Origin of the sequence: Idiomarina aquatica (genome assembly GCF_003987185.1) — a bacterium.
In the GTDB taxonomy this organism is placed as follows: Bacteria; Pseudomonadota; Gammaproteobacteria; order Enterobacterales; family Alteromonadaceae; genus Idiomarina; species Idiomarina aquatica.
In genome coordinates, this window is sequence record NZ_PIPS01000001.1 from 1,331,135 (window position 1) to 1,352,513 (window position 21,379).

Here is a 21,379-nt window from a genome sequence, read left to right on the forward strand (position 1 = left end):
ATGTCTGTCGAATCTTTTGTCCCATCTAATGCGTTGGTTTCAATGACTGACCGTGCGGTACGTTACTTTGAGTCACGGTTGAAAGATCAACCGGGGCACCTTGTCCGACTGTCGACTAAAACCAGTGGCTGTACCGGCTACGCTTATGTTTTAGACGCGGTAGATAATGCTCAACAAGGTGATGAGCTGGTAAAAATTAACGACAACATTACCGTTGCCGTGGCAGCTGACGCCATCGACGTGTTACGCAATACCGAAATTGATTACGTCAAAGAAGGCATTAATGGGGTGGTTAAATTCAATAACCCTAATGTTGTCAACGAATGTGGCTGTGGCGAAAGCTTCAGCGTCAGCTAACGGGTAAAGAAGCGTACTCATGCAACAGAAAATGGTAAATACTTTGCGCGAAGTGAAAGCGCGCAAAGTGCCGTCCGGCGAACCAAAAATCATTCCCAAGGGTGAGTTTGTTAACATCACCCAAGATCTGGGTGGCAACTATACCGTCACTTGGCAAGGTAATATGCTGCGTATCGACGGTACCGACGGGGATGCAATAGGCCGCAAGCCGGAGAAACTGGATTTCCCGGAGCCCGCCGATGGTCAGATCTCAGAACAACAAGTCTGGGACGCTCTTGAAACCATATACGATCCCGAAATTCCAATTAATCTGGTCTCGCTTGGGCTCATCTACCGTGTTGCCGTAGATCAGCAAGCTCATCAGGTTAATATCGATATGACCCTGACCGCCCCCGGTTGCGGCATGGGACCGGTATTGGTTGGTGACGTTGAGTACCGTGTATCATTAGTGCCACATGTCGACAAGGTGAACGTTAACCTGGTTTTCGATCCCCCCTGGTCTCGCGACATGATGAGCGAAGAAGCACAACTTGAAGCCGGCGTATTTTTCTAAACAGGAACATAGGCAATCATGAACTTACCAAGTACTGACGAAATTCTTGACGATTTAGCGTTCCTTGATGACTGGGAACAGCGTTACCAATACATTATCGATTTAGGCAAGGCGCTACCGGGCTTACCGGAAGAACAGCACAAAGACGAGTATTTGGTCCGTGGCTGTCAAAGTAATGTTTGGCTGATCAGTGAAGAAAAAGACGGTAAGTTACAGTTTCACGTCGACAGCGATGCGGTCATCGTGCAAGGGCTGTTAACGCTGGTACTAGCGGCGTATCACGACAAGACCGCCGAACAAATCCTGGCGTTCGATATTGATCAGTATTTCAACCAGCTGGATTTGGAAAATCACATTACGCCAACACGAGGTAATGGTTTACGCGCCATCGTCAACAAAATACAAACGATAGCCAAAGCGCATTAGTCGTCTTCTGAACGGATCTGGCGTTTGCCTGTCAGCATGGGTCGTAGCAACTGAATACGGCCCCACCAGCTCACCACAATAACCGCGACCAGATGAATCAACACGCCCGCAAACAAGCTGTGAGCCAACCATTCGTGGATGTTTTCGACCACACTGCTACCAAAAAAACGATCCGTTTCTTCCAGTAAATAGCCGGTAAAACCCTGGCCCAAAAACAGCAACCAGAACACCCATATCAATAGACCGCCCAAGGCGTTATGCCCTTGCCGTTGAGGTAGTTGACGCCGTCGCAAATGCTGGACGTGTTCGGCAATTCGTTTAGGGGTAGGAAAAAAGTCGCTGAGTAATGCCCGCCGAGGCCCGATAACTCCCCACAGTATCCGCAAAATAACCAGGGTTACCGCGCTGTAGCCCACCCACTGGTGAACCGTGTCGCCTGGCTCAAGAATGAAATAGTTAAGCACAAAGGCGATAACAATAAGCCAGTGATAACCTCGAATGAAAGCATCCCAGATAACCACTGACTTACTCATTGGCCTACTCTTTTTCTTCTTTTACAACGCTGCCATCAACGGGGTTGAAATAGATTTCGACCTTTTCGCCAGCTCGGTTTTTGCCATAAATTTCATAACAATTACCCGGCGTTACCTTGAACTCATTGATTTCATAACCCTGCTCTTTTAGCCCGGCTTGAAACTGCTCTTGGTCTATCCATTCGCTTTGCGATGCCGTAGTACAGCGTGTCACCGTTTCCTCTGCGCTGCAGCCGGCCAATAATGATACGGTCGCTGCACCAGCGAAAAGCATAAGTGCTTTCATGACTAAACTCCTGTTATGTTGGCTTCTTGTCACCTTCCCGGGCAGCTTCCATCGCCGCCATCAGGTCAGTCGATAACGAATTTAATTGCCCAGTCGGCTGAGGTAGCATGATGACTTTACTGGACGAATTATCAAATGAACCTAATACATCAACATAGTTAGTAAACTTCAGCAAATCAATGACATCACGAGACGTAATGTCATTATTTTCATTGGTCACCATCGCGATTGAGTCTCGCAGTCCTTCCGCAATGGCTCGCCGTTGTCCGGCAATACCCTCACCCTGCAGGATCTTCGACTCTTTGTCCGCTTCAGCCTGCTTCACTTTGATGATTTTCTCTGCTTCCGCTTTATGTTCCGCCGCACGGCGCTCACGTTCCGCGGCATTAATCTGGTTCATCGAATCTTTCACCGACTGATCCGGATCGATGTCGGTCACCAACGACGCAATGATCTCGAAACCATAACCTTCCATGGTGTCGCGCAACTGCATTTTTACGTCGTTTGAAATGCTGTCTTTGTTATCAAACACAGCGTCCAGATTCTGCTTTGGAATCTGCGCCCGAACCGTATCAAACACGTAAGACTGCATCTGCCATTCCGGGTTTTCCAGTTGATAGAACGCGTTATACACCGCATCAGCAGAGCTTACCCGATATTGAACCGAAACCCTTACCACAACAAAGACGTTGTCGTTGGTTTTCGTTTCCACATCAACGTCCAGCTGTCGCGTGCGCATGGATTGCTTGTGTGCCACTTGCTCGACCAACGGAATAATAAAATTGAGGCCAGGCCTCAACAGTCTGCGGTAACGGCCGAACAGTTCGATAACAAAAATGCTTTGCTGGGGGACAATACGAATCGAGCTCGCCAAAAGTGCGAGCCCGATGATAATGACCACCACCCAAGCGACCGGAAAGTCGAAGGTGTTTTGCATGGTTAATTACTCCTTAGGTAAGGCTTCATAACCCATATGGTAGAGCGTAAATCCGAAAATGTCAGAGTACTGCTCAATCGTTTTCGATACCGGCGTACCCGCTCCGTGACCCGCATTGGTCTCGATCCGGATCAACTGCGGATTATCGCCACCGGCTTTATCTTGCAACTCAGCCGCAAACTTAAAGGAATGCGCAGGCACCACACGATCATCGTGATCACCGGTTGTAATTAAGGTGGCCGGATACGCCACACCCTCTTCTACGTTATGCACCGGCGAGTAGTTTAGTAGATACTCAAACATTTCCGGACTGTCTTCGGCGGTGCCGTAGTCATAAGCCCAACCGGCGCCGGCCGTAAAGGTGTGATAACGCAGCATATCCAGTACCCCAACCGCTGGCAGAGCAACTGCAAACAGTTCTGGACGTTGAGTCATTGCGGCACCCACCAGCAAACCACCATTAGAGCCACCGCGGATCGCCAGTCGCTCAGACGAGGTATAATCTTCGTCGATCAAATACTCAGCAGCTGCAATAAAATCGTCGAAAACGTTTTGCTTCTGCATCTTAGTGCCGGCTTTGTGCCACTCTTTACCATATTCACCACCACCACGCAGGTTAGCAACCGCATACACACCACCCATCTCTAACCAGGCTGCGTTCGCAATGCTGAAGCTCGGTGTCAGGCTAATATTAAAACCACCATAGCCGTAAAGAATGGTTGGATTGCTGCCATCCAGCGTCATTCCCTTTTTGTGCGTGATGATCATAGGCACCTTAGTGCCATCTTTCGAGGTATAGAAAACCTGCTTAGAAACGTATTGGCTGGAGTCAAAGTCTGCACCAGACTCTTGATAAACAACCGACTCGCCACTCTCAGGATCCATTTCATAGATGGTCTGCGGCGTGCTGTAATTGGTAAAGCTGTAATACACTTTTTCCGCGTCTTGCTTTTCACTGAAGCCGCTGGCACTGCCTACACCAGGCAGTTCAATGTCACGCACTTTATTACCGTCGTAATCGTACTGCTCAACTTTAGAAACCGCGTCGACCATATACTCAGCAAAAATATAGCCAGCCCCCGTTGATGGGTTCAGAACATTATCGCTGTGAGCAATGAAATCCTGCCAGTTCTCGGCTGTCGGGTTGCTGGCGTCAACCGTAACAACCCGTCCGTTTGGCGCATCCATATTGGTTTCTAAATACAGCGTCGAGCCGCGACTGGTCAGTACCGAGGTGTCGTAAGCCATATCGCCGTCAACCAAAACAAGCTCGGCATCTGGATCGGAGAGATCTTTGATGTAAAGTGTGTTGCCTGACGTGGAGTTTGCCGCAGATACCACCAGGAAGCGATCATCTTCGGTGACATAACCGCCAACATAACGGTGTTTCTCTTCATCGGTGCCGCCAAAAATTAACACATCATCGGACTGTGGCGTACCCAGTTTATGGTAATAAAGTTTGTGTTGATCGGTTTTAGCAGATAACTCACTGCCTTCAGGTTTATCGTAGCTGGAGTAATAAAAACCGTCATTGCCTTTCCAGGAAATGCCGCTGAATTTTACGTCCACCAAAGGTTCTTCAAGTTGCTCACCGGTTTCGGCATCAATGACAATGATTTTGCGCCAGTCACTGCCACCTTCCGAAATCGAATAGGCCGCTATTGAGCCATCTTCACTGAAGGTCAGTTGCGCTAAGGACGTGGTGCCGTCTTCGCTAAAGGTATTCGGATCCAGGAACACTTCTGCTTCGGCATCTTCGCTCTTCTTACGATAAACAACGTATTGGTTTTGCAGCCCGTCATTCTTGTAAAAATAGATGTAATCGCCTTCAAAACGCGGCGCACTGATTTTTTCGTAATTCCAAAGTTCTGTCAGGCGTTGCTCGATTTTATCGCGAAATGGAATGTCCTCTAAGTGGGCAAAAGTCACCTCGTTTTGCGCTTTAACCCAGGCTTCGGTTTCTTCACTTCGATCATCCTCAAGCCAACGATAAGGGTCTGCTACCTGCTGTTCAAAATAGGTATCAACAACGTCGCCTTTACGTGTTTGCGGATACTGCATCTGCGCGCTCTCTTGTTGTGTTTGCTGTTCTTGCGCCTGGTTTTCGGTCGATGGTTCACTTTGCTGCGGCGAGCAGGCCATTAACACGCCGGCAGCCACTGCTGTTAGGATCATTCTCATTATTATTCTCCTGTTTTTAATTTGTTGCATTAAGTTAACAGAACTAGGCAATAAGAGGAATCTTTGCTAGAACAGTAACGGTTGAATGATAAAAAGATACGATAAATGACTGACCTTGCCGATATCCTTTGTGGTCCCATTGTCCGCGCTCTGGACAGTCAGCGTCTGTTGCTTTGGCTGGTCACCAGCCATAATAAACCCGTTACAGCGACGTTATCAGTCGCACTAAAAGAGGTCATCGAAGAGTCCGTTCAGGTCGGTACCCACGCTTACCTTCGCCGATTAACCTTGATCCCCGAACAAGCCTTTGAAAACAACCAATACATTGAATACGACATCGAAATCGGCGGGCACCAGCTACAGCAATTAGCCCCACACCTTCTGTATGAAGGGGCAAATTGTCCCGGTTGCGTTTATAAGGCTCAGATAGAACGGCTATTGCATGGCTCCTGTCGACGTCCCCACCACCCGGCAGCCGATGGTCTCGTTCGTGTCGACCATGAACTGGCAAGAACCTACCACCAGCCTGAATTACGTCCTGCACTGCTTCTACACAGCGGCGATCAGGTTTATGTCGATGATGTCGCAGGACCAATGTTGCAAGCCATCCATCAAATCATCGAGCGGCTGGAACTATTTGATGAAGTCATCGAAGGGGCCCCGATTGAGTCGTCGTTTGCGTTACGTCAGCATCAAAAAAATTTTTACGGACGCGATGCATTGCTGCCTGACACAGAAGTTAATGCGGCTATCACAAAACGGTTTTTCGGGGGTGTCCGCAAACCGATATTTACATCAAGTAATGCCGCGAACCACCTCATTACACTGAACGAAATGATCGCCATGTACCTGCTGAGCTGGTCTCCTACGCCGTGGAAAATGGTTAACCTTTACGCGCCAGCATCGCTAACCGCAAAACAGCTAAACCGATTCAATCAAGAACTCACCAACATCGACGACTTTAGCTGCAATTTAGCTCAAGTTGCTCGCGCAATGGCGAACATCCCTAACTACATGATTTTTGATGATCACGACATCACCGACGACTGGAACTTATCCGCACTATGGGAAGAAAGCGCCTATCAACATCCTTTTTCAAAGCGTATTGTCGGTAATGCACTGATCGGTTACTTGCTGTGTCAGGCTTGGGGTAACACAACGGACAAGGTTGATGAGTTAATTAAACAGGCTAACAGCATCCGAGTTAATGCTGGTACCTATGATAGCGCAGAGCAAGATGCTCTGATTGAAGAACTTTTGACCTTTGAAGGCTGGGGTTACACGATCGCTCGCACGCCAGCTGTTATTGTATTGGATACCCGCACCCAACGCTGGCGAAGCGAGAAAAGTCGGGCAAAACCTTCCGGTTTAATGGACTGGGAAGCACTGACGTCATTTCAGAGCAAAATCATCGACCACACAGCAGTGATCGTTGTATCACCAGCGCCGATGTTTGGTGTTAAGCTCATTGAAGCGATTCAGGAAGTATTCACCTTGTTCGGCAAGCCGCTATTGGTTGATGCGGAAAACTGGATGGCACACCAAGGCTCCGCAGAAGTAATGCTCAATATTTTCTCTCATCGAAAAACGCCACAACATTTTACAATTCTATCCGGTGATGTGCATTACTCTTTCGTGTATGACGTTGCTCTTAAGCACCGCAAACAAAGTCCGGAAATCTGCCAGATAACCAGTAGTGGTATCAAAAATCAATTTCCCGACTCATTGCTTGAGTGGCTTGACCGCCTTAACCGTTGGTTGTTTGCACCCTACTCACCGCTTAACTGGTTCACCAAACGACGGCGGTTTCGGGTATTCCCTCGTTTACCGAGTGAGCGGAGCGCCGGTGAACGACTATGGAACCAGGCAGGTATCGGCTTTGTCGAATTCAGTGATGATGGTACGCCAAAACACATCAAACAACTTAACGCCACCGGCGGCGAGTGTGCGTTCGAACCATCGCACCGGGCAAAAGGAGCCGAGCCATGAAGCAAACACCCCTCGATGTGCAGCGGCAACAGCGCTACGCTGCTGACCAATGCAACTATCTATTAGCCATTATCACCGATGAGGACGACGCTTCGACAGTCGCCTTGGACGATGGACAGACGGCTTGGCGTTCCACCCTGCGCTATGACGAGTTTGTTCGTAGCGCAACCGGTGAGTATGAGTTTCATGTCATTGATCCGGAGGATGGAGGTGAGCATCACCTCGTCAGCCTGATAGCAGAAGGCGGTCGGGGTGCTGAGTTTTCTGAGTTGGTCATGTTCGGTAAACATTTGATGACCTTTGACGACCGAACTGGGCTGGTGTGTGAAATACGCCGACAAAATCAGTTGGTACCTCGACAAATTTTGATGACCGGTAGCGGTGATGAAAAATTTAAAGGCTTTAAAAGTGAGTGGGCTACCTTGAAAGGCAACGACCTAATCGTCGGTAGCCATGGCAAGAGTCCCGAGCAAGAATGGATTAAAATCATTGGCCGCAATTACGCGTTAACAAGCGTGAACTGGCAGCATAACTACCAGGCTCTGCGCGAAGCCGCAGGAGTCGGTGAACAAGGGTACCTGGTTCATGAAGCCGCGGAGTGGCATCCGCTTTGGCACAAGTGGTTGTTCTTCCCGCGTAAACTATCGCGGCAACCGTTTGACCCGCAACACGACCAAACTCAATGTGGCAACAACCAGCTGTTTATTGTTTCCGAGGACTTTAGCGACATTCGCATCGTGCCGGTGGGTGAAGTCATCGGTGAACGAGGCGTATCATCGTTTAAACTGTTGCCCGGCCACCCCAACGAATGCATTGGACTTAAAAGTGTCGAAGTGGGCAACCGCACCGAGACCTATTTTTTTGCCTTTGACCTGGATGGCAATGTACTGCTATCAGATACCCTGGTCGGCGATTATAAATGTGAAGGAATCGAAATTGTTTAACGATAAAGGGCGACCTTAATCGCCCTTCTTTTGTTCGTAGCGCGCCAGCGTTTCGGCATAGACGTAGCGCACCTCTTTGGTAAAGTTTTCGACCGAATGGGAAGCCGCGCATTTGACCGCCTGCTTCGCCAATTGTTGACGTTTTTCCGGCTGTTGCAACAGCAACTTTACTCGTTCCACCCAAAGTTCCTGCCGTGCAGGTGTTTTGTACCCATTAACCCCATCGACAACCACGTCATCAATACCACTTGAACGCACGGCCACAACCGGCAACCCGGCGGCCATGGCCTCGAGAATAACCATACCCTGAGTTTCTGATTGTGAAGCAAATAAGAACGCATCGCCAAGCTGATACCAGTTGGCCATCTCCTGTGGCGGCACTGAACCGACGAACGTGACCTGCTCGGTTAACCCCAGTTGTTTTGCTTTCTCCTGCAAACGCTGCCGTTGATGACCATCGCCGATCATTAAAAAGCGGAACGGTTGCTCGCTTTGTTGCTTTAATTGCGCCAGCCCCTCCAGCATAAAGTCGATGTTCTTTTCGTTAGAAAGGCGGGCAACACTGACAAATACCGTTTCATCAGTCAGTTTTTGTTGCGCCCGCAATCGCTCGATCAGATCTTCATCACGATGCTGAAAGCGCTCAAACTCAATACCGGTGGGTTGCACATAAATGGTGCTCTTAACACCAATCATGCGCAGGTACTCTTCCGTCGATTGGGTTGGAACAATAACGCTATCGCACTTGTTAGCAAAACGGCGCACCAGAAAATGCGCAATAATGTTACGAAACAGGCTACCCGGCAAAAACACAAAATGCGCGTAATGCTCTAAGCGTGTGTGGTAGGTATAAACGACCGGTATTTTCAGGCGCCGCGCCATGTAAACACCCAATGAACCTATCCAAAAAGGGTGATGGGCATGAATAATATCGGGCTTAAACTGTTTTACTTTTTTACGGACATAACCAGAAAAAATATTGGCAAAGCGGAACTCACTTTTATCACCAAAAGAGAACAACGAGGGCATACGCACAACCAAACGCTCTTTTTTAGAATCCCCGCCGGTTTCACGGTATCTGGGCGCGACCACCAACACCTTGTCTTTTACCTGGCTTAAGCCGTGCCGCAAGCGTTCAATTGAGATAGGAACACCGCCGATAAACGGCAAATAATTATTGGTGAACATCGCCACCCGCAGGGGCTTTTTCAGCCAGGGTTCCGGGTCGATATCATAATTCGGGTAGTACTCTTTGCCGACAAAAACAGCATTGTAGAGCTTAATACTGATGGCCAAAAATAAGCTCACCAGCAAAATAAAATTGATGTAGCCAACATAGAACAGTGAGTGAATAAAAAACCAAAAGCTTTCCAGTTGCTTTAATATCGGATGCTGGCCGACCGGCAGCTCAACCACTTCATGAGAAACGCCTTCTTCAGCGTCAACGGTCACCTTCACAAAGTGATAATAGCTTTCGTCTTGATTCAGCACCAATCCGCCAGCGCCACCGGTTGTGATATACGGCGTTTTTCCTTCGATGTGCTCCCAATACATAGAAATATTGGCCGAAAAGACGCGATCAACCTCGAATTGCGCAAAGGTTGAGAGCAGCGCCTGACGAAACGCTTCGGGTTGCAAATAGTCTTCGTCATCCGCCAGCAAGAACTCTTCTTGTGGTTTAAACAACGGATGACCAATAAACACAAACCGATGTTCCGAGCGATCCGCTCTGAGAATATCGTTTAACCAGCGAAGCTGCCATTGCCAAGGCGTTTTACCGGTACTGTCGAGGAAAATAAAGCGGCTGTCGCCCGCGCTAAAGCTGTAAAAGTGCGGTCCATAGTGGTCGTAAAAGCGAAAGCTACCAAACTCTTCGTACTCGTTTTCACCAAAGGTCAATAAATACGGTTTATTAAGGTGCGACAGGGTACCCTGTAACGCGCGGTATTTATCTTCTCCACCACTACTGACGGCATTGCCGGCGGAAATCACAAAATCGATGTCACTGTCGTTTAACTTTGGAATGATGCGTCGCTCGAAAATGCCGACCGAGTTATTGATATTGCCAACCACAGCAAAGCGATAACGTTTCTGACCCTCGACTTTCGCACTGACGGCAGCCAGTTGCTCGCCATGAACCGCCGAAAACTCTGCCGTTGAAACGTTCAGATAAAGCTTGTACACCACTAAAGCGGCAACAATGACGACATTGATGTAGAACAGTAATTTTAACCAACGACGCTTGTTCATAGGTTTGCCCTCAGTGCCTGTTGAGAGCGTTGCAGTAAATAACGTTGCAAGACCAGCAGTCCAATCACCATGCCCAGATAAATCGTGAGCGCCCGCCAACTAAAGGTCACTAACAACAAGTGTTGCTTCTCAAGTAACTGATTAAAGAAACTGCCAAAAACGCCTTCGGAAATACCCGAAGCACCCGGAGTCGGCGAAAAATACATAATAAAGGTTGTCACCACTAACAAACCCAATGAGGTTAAGTAAGGTACATCATAGCCCAAGCCCCACATCAACAGCGCCGGGAAGCTAAATAATGCCAGCAAAAACAAGCCGGTATGAATCACTGATAACGCGATAGCCCACTTAGAACCGTGTCGATACTCCGAAAAACTGCGGGAAAACTTAAACAACTCACGCATCAGGCGAAAGTTCCAGGCACGCATACGTGTCTCTGATATCGCGCCAACCTTATTCAACAGCCCCACCGTCGCGGTCAACGGGTGCACCAACCACTTCGCACGCCACAACAAGATCACAAAAAAGGCCAAATACAGAAGCGTAAACATTGCTAACGCTGAGCTGATGCCATGATTCCAAGAAGAGCGCTGTAACGGCTCAAGTGTCAGCAAGAACCACGGTGCCAGCGAGAAAATAAACAAGACCGCCAGTACTGTACGAATGGTACTGGCCGCCATCGCTTTGCCCACCGATACACCCTGTTGGTGTAAATACCAAACTTGGGCGAAGCCGCCCCCGGTAGCCATCGGCGTGATATTGGAAAAGAAGATATTGATGAACACCAGCTTTGCCATGACACGGGGTTTTACCCGTACGCCCAGAGCCACTAAGGTGTAATAAAAGCGCAGCCCATCTGCGGCGAAATAAATAACCAGTAGTAGCAGACAAGCGCCAACAAACCCTGGCTTTAGCAGTTGCCCGTCAAAACTGAGGTTGCGACCGGAAAAGTGTTCAAAAACCGTGAAAAAACCGGCCAGTGTCAACCCGACAAAGAGCGCGGCAAACAAACTGAGTCGCTTCCAGGAGATCGGCTGAGGTTGCTGTTTGTCCACTAACGCTCCTTGTCATTAACAGGTTATTTGTAGGCGGGCATTAAAAATACCTCTCGGACACAATTACGAGGGTGCGCATTTAAAGCATACAGCACCGCGTCAGCAACGTCATCGGCATCCAGCTTATCCGGTTTAGGCTCGTCAAAGAACGGGGTATTCACCATTCCCGGAGCAATGGTGGTACAACGACCGTTCCATTCTTTCATTTCCTCCGCGAGATTCTGTGCAAAACCATGCACAAACCACTTGGTCGCACCATAGACCGAGCCCTTTAAGGTGGTGCGCCCGGCAGCAGAACCGGTCATCAAAAAATGTCCTGTGCTCTTGCGCAAATGCGGTAACGTTAACTTAGCGGTATACAGCAGACCGTTGATATTAACATCAACCATCGTTTTCCATTGTTGTGGATCGCCGTCTTCGGTGCCCGGCGTGCTAACTCCGGTGCCGGCATTGGCGAACACCGCATCCAACTGGCCAAAGTGCTTCACGCCCTGCTCGACAACCTCAGCTAATTCATCATAATTACCCGCATCCGCCGCGATGCCCAGTGCGTTATCACCGCCAATCTCATCCACCAATTCGTCCAGCAACGCTTTGCGTCGAGCGGTCAAAATAACACGCATTCCTTCGCTAGCGGCTTTCTTTGCGGTTGCTTTACCAATACCGCTGGACGCGCCTGTGATCAGTAACACTTTTGCCATCATTGACTCCTTCAACGCTTTTCCGATTAAGACTTAAATTCTTGACTCGCATTTTTAATAGCGGTTGCAAGGGACGTCGTTGCCTCATCCAGGCCTTTGCTGATATCAGTCCAAGCGCTTTCACTGGACTGTTTAAGTTTATCTAACTTAGTTTTAGCGACTCCCCGCAGGGCTTCCAATTCGTCGACCTTTTCCTGATACTTAATTCGAGATTCAGCATCCGCCTCCTTAGCCTTGGCTTTCAACCGCTCAATTTCAGCATTCATTTGCTCAATTTTAGCTTCTTGTTTTTGTTCAAAGGCATTTTTGTCCGTCATTCTTTGCTCCTTAACAGGCGTTTTGCTGTCTATTTTTAAGTAACGTGCTTATAAAACGTAGTCGTAAGCGCAGAAAAACGATCAGTAATCGTTCTATTTTTTGGGAAATTTCAGACAGGAAGCCACACAAATATAGAACAAAATCACTTCCATCACGTTCGCAAAAGACAACCATAACCCAGGTGACCCCGCCAGCGGAGGCTGCGATAACACCAACTGAGCGTTGGGATAGCCGTTAATCAGTAACTGCAAACTGCCGGTCATGAGTACATTGCCGCTTAAGCTGATCAACAACCCAACGGCAAGTCCGATACCGGTCGCGGCTAACAACACGCGCAACAGACCTGCGCGGCTACCATTAAGCATCGCTAGAACGCCACCCAAGCCCAGTCCTATTAAGGCGCCCTCGAAGCCCCCGGTGACGTCGCCGGGATGATGACCGAATACCAGTTGTAGCGTATCCAGTGCCGCCATTTTGAACAGCACACCGATGACCAGGCCACCACACAGCCCGCCAATCAGATAACCGAGCTGATGACCGATAAAGCGCTTAGACAACAGTGAGCTGTAACTCACCGCAGCAGCTCCGAGTAACCCGACCAGCGCCGTTAACGCAATCACCACGCTCAAACCAGAAGCGTCGAGCGCAGAGGACGTCGCTGCCCGGCCAGTGGTGGCAAGGCCAATAAACAAGCCGCCAATCAATCCCGCGAGACCGCCGCCTAACGTTGCTACGCCACCCTGCACTACCCAGGAAACCGCTTGCGGCTGATCCGTTTGTACTGGACAGACCCAGCGATAACCATGTTTAGGGACGGTTTCGATATAAATCGGTGAACGCGCATTATCGCCCAACAACTTACGCAAGTTTCGAATGCATTGAGTTAACGCTTCATCCGTGACCGCAATACCCTGCCAGACTTCGTCCATAAACACGGCTTTACTCACCAACTGGCCCGGGTTCCTGAGCAACAACAATAAGGCATCCAGGTAGCGTGGATTAATATCCATAGCTTGCCGGCCTCGGCACAGCCGACGCTCCCGGACATCTAAACTAAAGTCGGCAAAATAGTAGGTATTCACGACATCGTCATCGTTCATGATAATCTCTTAAGTCCCTTCTTGATCGCTCTCAATTATGCGCCCCGCAGGCATGATGAAACAAGCCTGCCGCAATCAGCCATAACAAAGCGAACGCGATGTTCAGCACCACGACGGGCAGTAATAACGGCACAGCACTCAACAGCAAGGCCGTCAGCACCACCGTCATTTGTGCGATAGCGGTAGCAATAAAAAGATTGCGCAACCCGTTAGCTCGCCCTCGTAACAGCAGCGCCGCAATCAACACCATCGCAACCAGCAGAGAATACAGCCCATTAATCGGATTATCTTCCGGACCAATAACCCCAACGGCAAGATTAATCCAGAGCAGTAGCAGTGACGTTAGCGTCGCCATGATAATGCCCAGCCGGTAAGACAGTGAAGCACTTAAGCGAACACCCAGCTCGATCATAAGACCGGTACCTCCAAGCAACACTCCCGCCACGATGAAGTCACTCGGAGTCCAGTCAACACCATCGCTAAACTGCATGGCAATAAGCGGTAACAGCATTAACCCGAGCACTAGACTCCAGCCAGCCACACGCCAGTAATGACGGTTCAATTTCATCATCGAATTCCTTCTGGTTATCCGTTTAAAAGTACGCATCAAAACTAGCTGGCTTTGGCAAAAAACACATGAGCAAAAGATGAGGAAACGCTGATATTTTCATTTTTTGTGTAACCACTGGTGCAAACTTCCTTTGTCATTTGGCGCTAAAACGCGTAGATTACGCGCCTATTTTTTATTCAGGTGCGTAAACGTGATCTCTGCTGCAAACATCACCATGCAATTTGGTGCAAAACCTCTATTCGAAAACATTTCTGTTAAATTTGGCGAAGGCAATCGCTACGGATTGATCGGCGCCAATGGCTGCGGCAAATCAACGTTCATGCGTATCCTCAGTGGCGATCAAGAGCCATCATCGGGCAATGTATCGACCGATCCGAACATGCGGGTGGGTAAGTTACGTCAGGATCAGTTTGCTTATGAGCAATTCAGTGTCGTCGACACCGTCATTATGGGTCATGAGGAGCTTTGGCAAGTTAAATCTGAACGTGACCGCATATACAGCTTGCCGGAAATGAGCGAAGAAGACGGTATGCGAGTTGCCGATCTTGAAGTCGCGTTCGCCGAGATGGATGGCTACACCGCTGAATCTCGTGCCGGAGAACTGCTACTGGGTGTTGGCATCCCGCTGGAATCCCATTTCGGCCTAATGAGCGAATTAGCACCGGGCCTGAAGTTGCGTGTGTTACTCGCGCAAGTACTGTTTTCTGAACCCGACATCATGTTGCTTGATGAGCCGACCAACAACCTCGACATCAACACCATCCGTTGGCTGGAAACCGTGCTCAATGAACGCCAGGCGACAATGATCATCATTTCGCATGATCGCCACTTTCTGAACAGTGTCTGTACCCACATGGCCGACATTGATTATGGCGAGCTTCGAGTTTATCCGGGCAACTACGATCAATACATGTTTGCTGCCACTCAGGCACGTGAACAGCTACTGAACGAAAATGCTCGTAAAAAAGATAAAATTGCCGAACTGCAACAGTTTGTCAGCCGCTTCTCCGCTAACGCATCAAAAGCGAAGCAGGCCACTTCGCGGGCTAAGCAGATCGAAAAAATTCAGTTGGCGGAAGTCAAAGCATCCAGCCGGGTCAGCCCATATATTCGCTTCGAGCAAGAGAAAAAGCTGTACCGGCTAGCGCTGGAAGTGGAAGGCTTAGATAAGTCGTTTGGTGAACTGCAGGTATTGAAAAACCTCAGCGCCATGATTGAAGTCGGTGAAAAAGTGGCTATTCTCGGCGCCAACGGTATCGGTAAAACGACACTGCTTAAATGTCTGGTGGACCAGTACCCGGCCGACGGAGGCCTGATAAAGTGGTCTGAAAACGTCAATATTGGCTACTACGCGCAAGATCATGCCGATTGGTTCAAGGACAATATGACGGTGTTTGACTGGATGAGTCAGTGGAAACAGCCGCACCATGATGAGCAGGCCATACGGGGTGTTCTGGGACGTATGCTGTTTTCTCAGGATGACATCAAAAAGCCCGTTAGCATCTTATCGGGTGGCGAAAAAGGCCGCATGATATTTGGTAAGCTGATTATGCAACGCCCTAACGTACTGGTAATGGACGAACCCACCAACCACTTGGACATGGAATCCATTGAGGCGCTCAACCTGGCGCTGGAAAACTACGACGGGACAGTGCTCTTTGTGAGCCACGACCGCGAGTTTGTGTCGTCACTGGCATCACGCATTATCGAGTTAACGGACAGAGGCATGCGCGATTTTTCCGGCAGTTACGATGATTACCTGAACCAACTGCAAAGCGCTTAAGAAAGTGTTCGTGGTGGCTAACCGCGAACATTTTGCTGTTATTCATTTTTTCGATGGCTTAAATAGATTATTTCGTATTAACGGACGATGGTAACACCGGCTAGTATGTGCCCATACAAAACTAGGAGAGTTAAACGTGTCCGCATTATTTGAGCCATTTGAATTAAAAGATGTTCGTTTACGTAACCGTATCGCCGTGCCGCCGATGTGTCAGTACATGGCGGAAGATGGCGTTGCCAACGACTGGCACCTGAGCCATTACACCAGCTTAGCCCGTGGCGGCGCTGGCTTGGTCATCGTCGAAGCCACCGCCGTTTCAGCGGAAGGACGTATTACACCAAACTGTACCGGGCTCTGGAATAACCAACAGGCTGAGGCTTTCGCTCCTATCGTCCAAAATATCAAAGCCGCAGGGGCCGTTGCCGGCATTCAAATTGGCCATGCAGGCCGCAAAGCCTGTGCTAACCGCCCATGGGAAGGCGACGACCATATTGCCGAAGATGATGCTAAAAGCTGGCAAACCATCTCCCCCTCACCCATAGCATTCGGCGCCAACCTGCCACGCAAACCCAAAGCCATGTCACTGGAGGATATTCAGCGCGTCCAAGCCGATTTCGTCGCCGCCGCTGAACGCGCCCGCGATCTGGGTTTTGAATGGCTTGAGCTGCATTTTGCCCATGGTTATCTGGGACAGAGTTTTTTCTCACCGTACGCCAACCAACGCAATGATCAATACGGCGGCTCATTTGAAAACCGCGCCCGTTTCCTAATCGAAACCGTCCGCGCGGTGAAAAAAGTATGGCCGGATAACCTGCCACTGACCGCTCGCTTTGGGGTCATTGAATTTGACGGCAACGATGAACAGCAACTGCGCGAATCGATTGAGCTAACCAAGCGCTTAAAAGCCGAAGGGCTCGACTTTCTTAACGTCAGCATCAGCTTTTCGACACCACAAGCCAATATCCCCTGGGGGCCTGGTTTCATGGCACCGATCGCTGAACGCATCCGCAAAGCGGCAGATATTCCAGTAGCCTCGGCCTGGGGCATCGACTTGCCACAACTGGCGGAACATACCGTTGCTCAAGGGCAGTTGGATCTGGTTATGGTCGGTCGTGCGCACTTATCAAACCCACACTGGCCGTATGAAACGGCAAAAGCCTTACGGGTTGAAAAGCCATCGTGGGTGCTACCCGCGCCCTATGCACATTGGTTGGAACGTTATTGAAAAAAGCCCGCTGATGCGGGCTTTTTAATTAATTTCCAACCGCAATTGAGCGAACTTCTTTTTTCTTGCCCGGCTGTTTGGACAAGTGAACTTGCAGCAAGCCATTTTTACACTCGGCTTTAATGTGGCTTTCATCGACATAATCTGGCAAACGAAAGCTTCTGGAAAACTGTCCATAACGGCGTTCAACACACAAGTAGTTTTCTTCTTTGTGCTCTTTTTCGTACTTCCGTTCACCACGAATAACCAGAGCACCATTGTCAATCTCCACATGAATGTCTTTATTATTCATACCCGGAACATCCATTTTAAGTATGACTTCCTTGTCGTTCTCAATAATATCTACCGGTGGATTCCAGACTGATTCAACAGGGGCTACAACCTTATCGTTGAATATATCGCTAAAAGCATCAAAAATGGAGCTGCCTCCGTTAAAGGGGTCCCAACGGGCAAGTTGGCTCTGCGAGCGTAACTGGGGGAAAATACTCATTGCTGTATCCTCAAAGATTCGACTGTCAGTAAAAATTTTTAATGTGAACGCGTTTTGCGCCAGTTAAAATTTAGTCGCTGGCTGACATTCGTCATTAGGAAAAAGTCTACATTACGGCTAGGGGTTTGCCGGAGTAATGGCTAAGTATGATGTTCCATCTCCCAAGCCAGAGCACGCCGTATCAACATCATATTGTCCGTTATACCCAGTTTCATTTTGATGTGCTCTTTGTGAGAATCTACTGTTTTTGGGCTCAAATGCAGCTCGCTGGCGATACGTTTGGTGGTGTAGCCCTGCCCCAGCAACATATAAACTTCCAACTCGCGATCTGACAAGGCCCGTTCACACGTCGTTTTACCCACAACCTGCCCGTGTAAATGCGCGCGCAATAAGACATCAGACATTTGTGGACTCAAATACAGCTGACCTTTTAAAACCTGCCGTAAAGCTCGCAGGAAAATGGCGCCACTTGCCGATTTTTGCAGATAACCATTGGCGCCTGCTCTGATCACCCGCTCCGCAAAGAACACTTCATCGTACATCGACATCACCAGGATCGGCAGCGCCAGCGCCTGTGAACGTAGTGTATGAATCAGGTGCAAACCGCTGCCTTGATTAAGACTCAGACCCATTACTAATCCATCTGGATTAAATTTACTAATCAACTGTACAGCGTCTTTTGCCGAATCCGTTTCCGCACAAACACTCATATCAGCCGTTGTGTGGATCAACGCACTAAGGCCCATCCGACAAATCGGATGGGCATCGGCTAGTAACACCGTCTTTAGAGGGTTCATGGCTTTCCGTGCACCAGGTTAATGAGCGACTCTCGTGAGAAAACTATAGACAAGCCCGTCAGAAATTTCCTGATCTTAATTTCAGCAACCCGACTAATGGCAGCGCATGGTTAACCATCTACTCTTTAGTTAATTGACCACTTACCGGAGTACCGTTATGGAAAATCAAAAGCCCAGCTTGCCTCAGGATCAACACCCTCGGGTATGGCGTTTACCCACCGAAGCCAAAAAACTTCGCAGCCCATCACGTTGCAAGCAATGTGGTGTACTCTATCAGGACGGTCGCTGGAGCTGGCATATCCATGGCATCACCGAGCCCGTACTGTCAACGCTGTGCCCTGCATGCCAACTGGTGAATAAGCACCAGGCTACCGGTTTTCTTACCCTTAACGGCGATTACTTTCTTGCACATCAGAACGAGATACTGAGCCTGATCCACCACATCGCCAACTATGAGTGTGAACAGCACCCGCTGAACCGGCTGATCGCGATCGATAAACGCGGTAATGGAATCCGCATCCGTTTTACCGACCGTCATTTACCTAAACAAATTGGCCATGCCATTGAGCAAGCTCATGCGGGAGAGCTTCGTATTAATTATGATGGAACCTTGTGCCGAGTGTCATGGCAACGCAACTAACGATGAGTTCTCGTTGTGTGACGGCTAAAGATGCCAAAAGCTGCGTGTAAAATGGGTAACGGCAATAGAATATAACGGTAAGTTACCCAGCAGCCCATAAATGTTCCAACGATGACGATGAATGCCTCAGCCCAAAGGCCTAACTGCAACGGCAACACCAGGTACGCTAATAAAACAATATAGGTTTGGTGCAGGATATACCAAGGAAATACCGCTCGGCTAAACCGTGCCAGTTTATTCTCCCGATCATTTAGATGGTGATAGCCAAAACCCAGTATTGTTGCCAACATCAGCAGCGTATACACACTGTGCAACGGTATCATCTGATAAGTCTGCATTAACACAAAACACCCCAGCGCCAGCAGCAATAGACTTACCCTGTACTGACTCAAACTGCCCCATACGCTATTCGCGGCGGGACGCCCCAGCCAATAACCAACACAAAAGAAGCTGAAATAATAAGGATGAGCAAAGACATCGTTATACAGCGCGTGAGTTTCCGGAAAATTCGGCTTAACACACATTTTTAGCCAGGTAACAAAAAGCCCCAAGCCAATATAAATAAGCATAAACCGCCACGCTGCCGGAATTTTGAGAATAAATAGAGGCTTGGTTAATACGCCATGAACGAGTTTAATGACAGCCAAAAGCAACACGGTATACATGAACAAATAAGGTAAATACCAAAGATGGTTCCATGTGAAACCAACCTCAGCGCCATCGAAAGCACCCGCGGGCCACGGCTGAAAGGTGAAATACCGCACCAGAAAGCTCAGCAATCCAGGCTCGATGCTGTGATTGGCCACCGCCTGTACATAAGCCTGCAAAGGCACCGTGAAAATCATCGCCATCAGTAGCGGGAACAAAATACGAAAAGCCCGTTGTCGGATAAACCGGCTAAGGTTTCTTTCTGGTGCAGCAAACGCGATAGCGGCGCCACTGATTAAAAATAACAACGGCATCCGCCACGCATTCACAAATTGCATCAGCGTAGCCAGACCCTCCGCAGAATGACTGCTTTTTATGTGCCAACTCCAACCCGGCACGTAAAGCATGCCACAGTGATAAAGAATTAAAATGCCGAAAGCAAGCACCCGTAACGCATCAATATCATAACGACGATTTTTCATCAGAATCTCTCCCTCACTCAAAAAAGCATCATTAGGTTCATCTGCTTACGCCCGAAGTGCCAGTAACCCGTGACAACTTGACAACGGCAGTGACGAAGTGCGGGATTTTGGGATAAACTCGCTATTTGTGGGACGAATTAAGGACGGTTTATGTCTCAGAAAAACGACCTGAACTGGTTTATCACACATAAAAAACGTGTCGAAGTCGCTCTGCTCGCACTTATTTTGTTGGTGAATGCAACCGCCAACAGCTTTGTTGTGCTGATGGAAACATCGTCTTCAGCAATGCAGTCCTGGGAACCCTGGGTTTGGGAGTTCAGCAGTATGTTGGCGCTGGCTGCTTTGCTATTGCCACTGGCCTGGTGGACAGACCGTTTGCCACTGCAATTCCGCCAGCCGGGGCGACAACTGCAGCACCATCTCATCGGCGTCATGGTGTTTACCGCGACTCATATTTTGCTGATGGTTGGAATCCGACAGGCGACCTACCATCTGTTCGATGGTCATTATCAGTTTGACTGGTCTTTTCAAAACCTGCTTTATGAACTTGCCAAAGATTTTCGCATTTATCTGCTTTTTGTAGCGTTGTTCGAACTGTACCGATTTGTCGTTCGGCGCTGGCGCGGTGAAGCGTCGCAACTCAGTAATCCACCGGACGAGACAAGTTCAAGCAGCCGTTACTTACAACAGGTGCTGGTTAAGATGCTCAATCAGGAGTTTTTGATTAGGCTTGAGGATGTATCGTTCATCCGCACGGCTGGCAATTATCAGGAACTTTACGTCAACGGTCGCGCTTATCCTCTGCGCATCACTCAGACGGCCTTGTTACAACAGCTCGATCCACAACGGTTTGTGAAAATAAACCGTAGTGAAATTATCAATTTGCTGCTGGTTAGTGAGTTTCGCCGTCGTCAAGGCAGAGATGCCGAATTACAGCTACAAGACGGTACCACGCTGCAAGTTCATCGCAATTACATCGACACCATACCGGAGTCACTCAGGGTGATTAATCCTGCGGAAGTTTAGTTAATTTTTTGTAAGGTGTCGCGCAAAATGCGCGATCTACCGAGTAATCCCCCAACCTGAGATCCTCTCGAGAATTTATTTGCTACC

22 protein-coding genes are annotated in these 21,379 nt (G+C 48.9%); 9 read left to right on the forward strand and 13 right to left on the reverse strand.

Annotated features, from left to right (window positions below):
* From CWE23_RS06155 to CWE23_RS06165, 3 genes are read left to right on the forward strand one after another with little or no spacing between them, the layout of a single operon-like run.
* On the forward strand, positions 1–357 hold the full coding sequence (locus CWE23_RS06155; RefSeq protein ID WP_105305360.1) for a HesB/IscA family protein: 357 nt from the start codon (positions 1–3) through the stop codon (positions 355–357).
* Positions 358–376: 19 nt separating this feature from the next.
* Complete coding sequence (sufT, locus tag CWE23_RS06160; RefSeq protein ID WP_105305359.1) at positions 377–910, forward strand: putative Fe-S cluster assembly protein SufT; 534 nt, start codon at positions 377–379, stop codon at positions 908–910.
* 18 nt (positions 911–928) lie between these two features.
* Positions 929–1,336 (forward strand): SufE family protein, encoded by a 408-nt coding sequence (locus tag CWE23_RS06165; RefSeq protein ID WP_105305358.1) that lies wholly within the window; start codon positions 929–931, stop codon positions 1,334–1,336.
* On the opposite strand, the gene CWE23_RS06170 is transcribed toward CWE23_RS06165, so the two are convergent.
* From CWE23_RS06170 to CWE23_RS06185, 4 genes are read right to left on the reverse strand one after another with little or no spacing between them, the layout of a single operon-like run.
* Positions 1,333–1,869, reverse strand: coding sequence for a cytochrome b/b6 domain-containing protein (locus CWE23_RS06170; protein WP_241970545.1), 537 nt, complete (start codon positions 1,867–1,869; stop codon positions 1,333–1,335). The genes CWE23_RS06165 and CWE23_RS06170 overlap by 4 nt on opposite strands.
* Positions 1,870–1,873: 4 nt before the next feature.
* Positions 1,874–2,155, reverse strand: coding sequence for a PepSY domain-containing protein (locus CWE23_RS06175; protein WP_105305357.1), 282 nt, complete (start codon positions 2,153–2,155; stop codon positions 1,874–1,876).
* A gap of 13 nt (positions 2,156–2,168) precedes the next feature.
* Positions 2,169–3,092, reverse strand: a complete 924-nt coding sequence (locus tag CWE23_RS06180; protein ID WP_105305356.1) for an SPFH domain-containing protein — start codon at positions 3,090–3,092, stop codon at positions 2,169–2,171.
* A 6-nt stretch (positions 3,093–3,098) separates the two neighbouring features.
* Positions 3,099–5,273, reverse strand: coding sequence for a prolyl oligopeptidase family serine peptidase (locus tag CWE23_RS06185; RefSeq protein WP_105305355.1), 2,175 nt, complete (start codon positions 5,271–5,273; stop codon positions 3,099–3,101).
* A gap of 105 nt (positions 5,274–5,378) precedes the next feature.
* Here CWE23_RS06185 and CWE23_RS06190 point away from each other — a divergent pair, with 105 nt between their 5' ends.
* Together CWE23_RS06190 and CWE23_RS06195 are read left to right on the forward strand one after the other, a co-directional pair.
* Positions 5,379–7,262 (forward strand): metallophosphoesterase family protein, encoded by a 1,884-nt coding sequence (locus tag CWE23_RS06190; protein WP_126819759.1) that lies wholly within the window; start codon positions 5,379–5,381, stop codon positions 7,260–7,262.
* Positions 7,259–8,206 (forward strand): hypothetical protein, encoded by a 948-nt coding sequence (locus CWE23_RS06195; protein ID WP_105305354.1) that lies wholly within the window; start codon positions 7,259–7,261, stop codon positions 8,204–8,206. Before CWE23_RS06190 ends, CWE23_RS06195 begins: the two co-directional genes overlap by 4 nt.
* Positions 8,207–8,221: 15 nt before the next feature.
* Here CWE23_RS06195 and CWE23_RS06200 read toward each other — a convergent pair whose 3' ends face one another.
* The 6 genes from CWE23_RS06200 to CWE23_RS06225 all read right to left on the reverse strand — a co-directional run bounded on the left by CWE23_RS06200 (position 8,222) and on the right by CWE23_RS06225 (position 14,201).
* Entirely contained in the window at positions 8,222–10,456 is a 2,235-nt protein-coding gene (locus CWE23_RS06200; RefSeq protein WP_126819760.1) for a glycosyltransferase, read from the reverse strand.
* A complete protein-coding gene (locus CWE23_RS06205) occupies positions 10,453–11,511 on the reverse strand; it encodes a lysylphosphatidylglycerol synthase transmembrane domain-containing protein (protein ID WP_241970546.1) in 1,059 nt (352 codons plus the stop codon). The genes CWE23_RS06200 and CWE23_RS06205 overlap by 4 nt, the downstream gene beginning before the upstream one ends.
* A 23-nt stretch (positions 11,512–11,534) precedes the next feature.
* Positions 11,535–12,212: an SDR family oxidoreductase gene (locus CWE23_RS06210; protein ID WP_126819862.1), complete on the reverse strand. Its 678-nt coding sequence runs from the start codon at positions 12,210–12,212 to the stop codon at positions 11,535–11,537.
* 26 nt (positions 12,213–12,238) lie between these two features.
* Positions 12,239–12,529, reverse strand: a complete 291-nt coding sequence (locus tag CWE23_RS06215) for a sll1863 family stress response protein (protein ID WP_126819761.1) — start codon at positions 12,527–12,529, stop codon at positions 12,239–12,241.
* Positions 12,530–12,622: 93 nt separating this feature from the next.
* Complete coding sequence (locus CWE23_RS06220) at positions 12,623–13,630, reverse strand: winged helix-turn-helix domain-containing protein (RefSeq protein WP_126819762.1); 1,008 nt, start codon at positions 13,628–13,630, stop codon at positions 12,623–12,625.
* 31 nt (positions 13,631–13,661) lie between these two features.
* A complete protein-coding gene (locus CWE23_RS06225; RefSeq protein ID WP_126819763.1) occupies positions 13,662–14,201 on the reverse strand; it encodes a hypothetical protein in 540 nt (179 codons plus the stop codon).
* A 190-nt stretch (positions 14,202–14,391) separates the two neighbouring features.
* On the opposite strand from CWE23_RS06225, the gene CWE23_RS06230 reads away from it, so the two are divergent.
* Entirely contained in the window at positions 14,392–15,984 is a 1,593-nt protein-coding gene (locus CWE23_RS06230) for an ABC-F family ATPase (RefSeq protein ID WP_126819764.1), read from the forward strand.
* Positions 15,985–16,120: 136 nt separating this feature from the next.
* Positions 16,121–17,209, forward strand: coding sequence for an NADH:flavin oxidoreductase/NADH oxidase (locus tag CWE23_RS06235; RefSeq protein ID WP_126819765.1), 1,089 nt, complete (start codon positions 16,121–16,123; stop codon positions 17,207–17,209).
* A gap of 28 nt (positions 17,210–17,237) precedes the next feature.
* Here the strand turns inward: CWE23_RS06235 and CWE23_RS06240 are convergent, their stop codons facing one another.
* A complete protein-coding gene (locus tag CWE23_RS06240) occupies positions 17,238–17,699 on the reverse strand; it encodes an Hsp20/alpha crystallin family protein (protein WP_126819766.1) in 462 nt (153 codons plus the stop codon).
* 140 nt (positions 17,700–17,839) lie between these two features.
* On the reverse strand, positions 17,840–18,496 hold the full coding sequence (locus CWE23_RS06245; protein WP_105305344.1) for a response regulator transcription factor: 657 nt from the start codon (positions 18,494–18,496) through the stop codon (positions 17,840–17,842).
* Between the two features lie 157 nt (positions 18,497–18,653).
* On the opposite strand from CWE23_RS06245, the gene CWE23_RS06250 reads away from it, so the two are divergent.
* Positions 18,654–19,136 carry a BCAM0308 family protein gene (locus CWE23_RS06250; RefSeq protein ID WP_105305343.1) on the forward strand — a complete coding sequence of 161 codons (483 nt, stop codon included), beginning with the start codon at positions 18,654–18,656 and terminating at the stop codon, positions 19,134–19,136.
* Here CWE23_RS06250 and CWE23_RS06255 read toward each other — a convergent pair.
* On the reverse strand, positions 19,133–20,266 hold the full coding sequence (locus tag CWE23_RS06255) for an acyltransferase family protein (RefSeq protein WP_126819767.1): 1,134 nt from the start codon (positions 20,264–20,266) through the stop codon (positions 19,133–19,135). The two genes, CWE23_RS06250 and CWE23_RS06255, sit on opposite strands and share 4 nt — an antisense overlap.
* A gap of 150 nt (positions 20,267–20,416) precedes the next feature.
* On the opposite strand from CWE23_RS06255, the gene CWE23_RS06260 reads away from it, so the two are divergent.
* Positions 20,417–21,292: a LytTR family DNA-binding domain-containing protein gene (locus tag CWE23_RS06260; RefSeq protein WP_126819768.1), complete on the forward strand. Its 876-nt coding sequence runs from the start codon at positions 20,417–20,419 to the stop codon at positions 21,290–21,292.
* Positions 21,293–21,379: the final 87 nt, after the last annotated feature.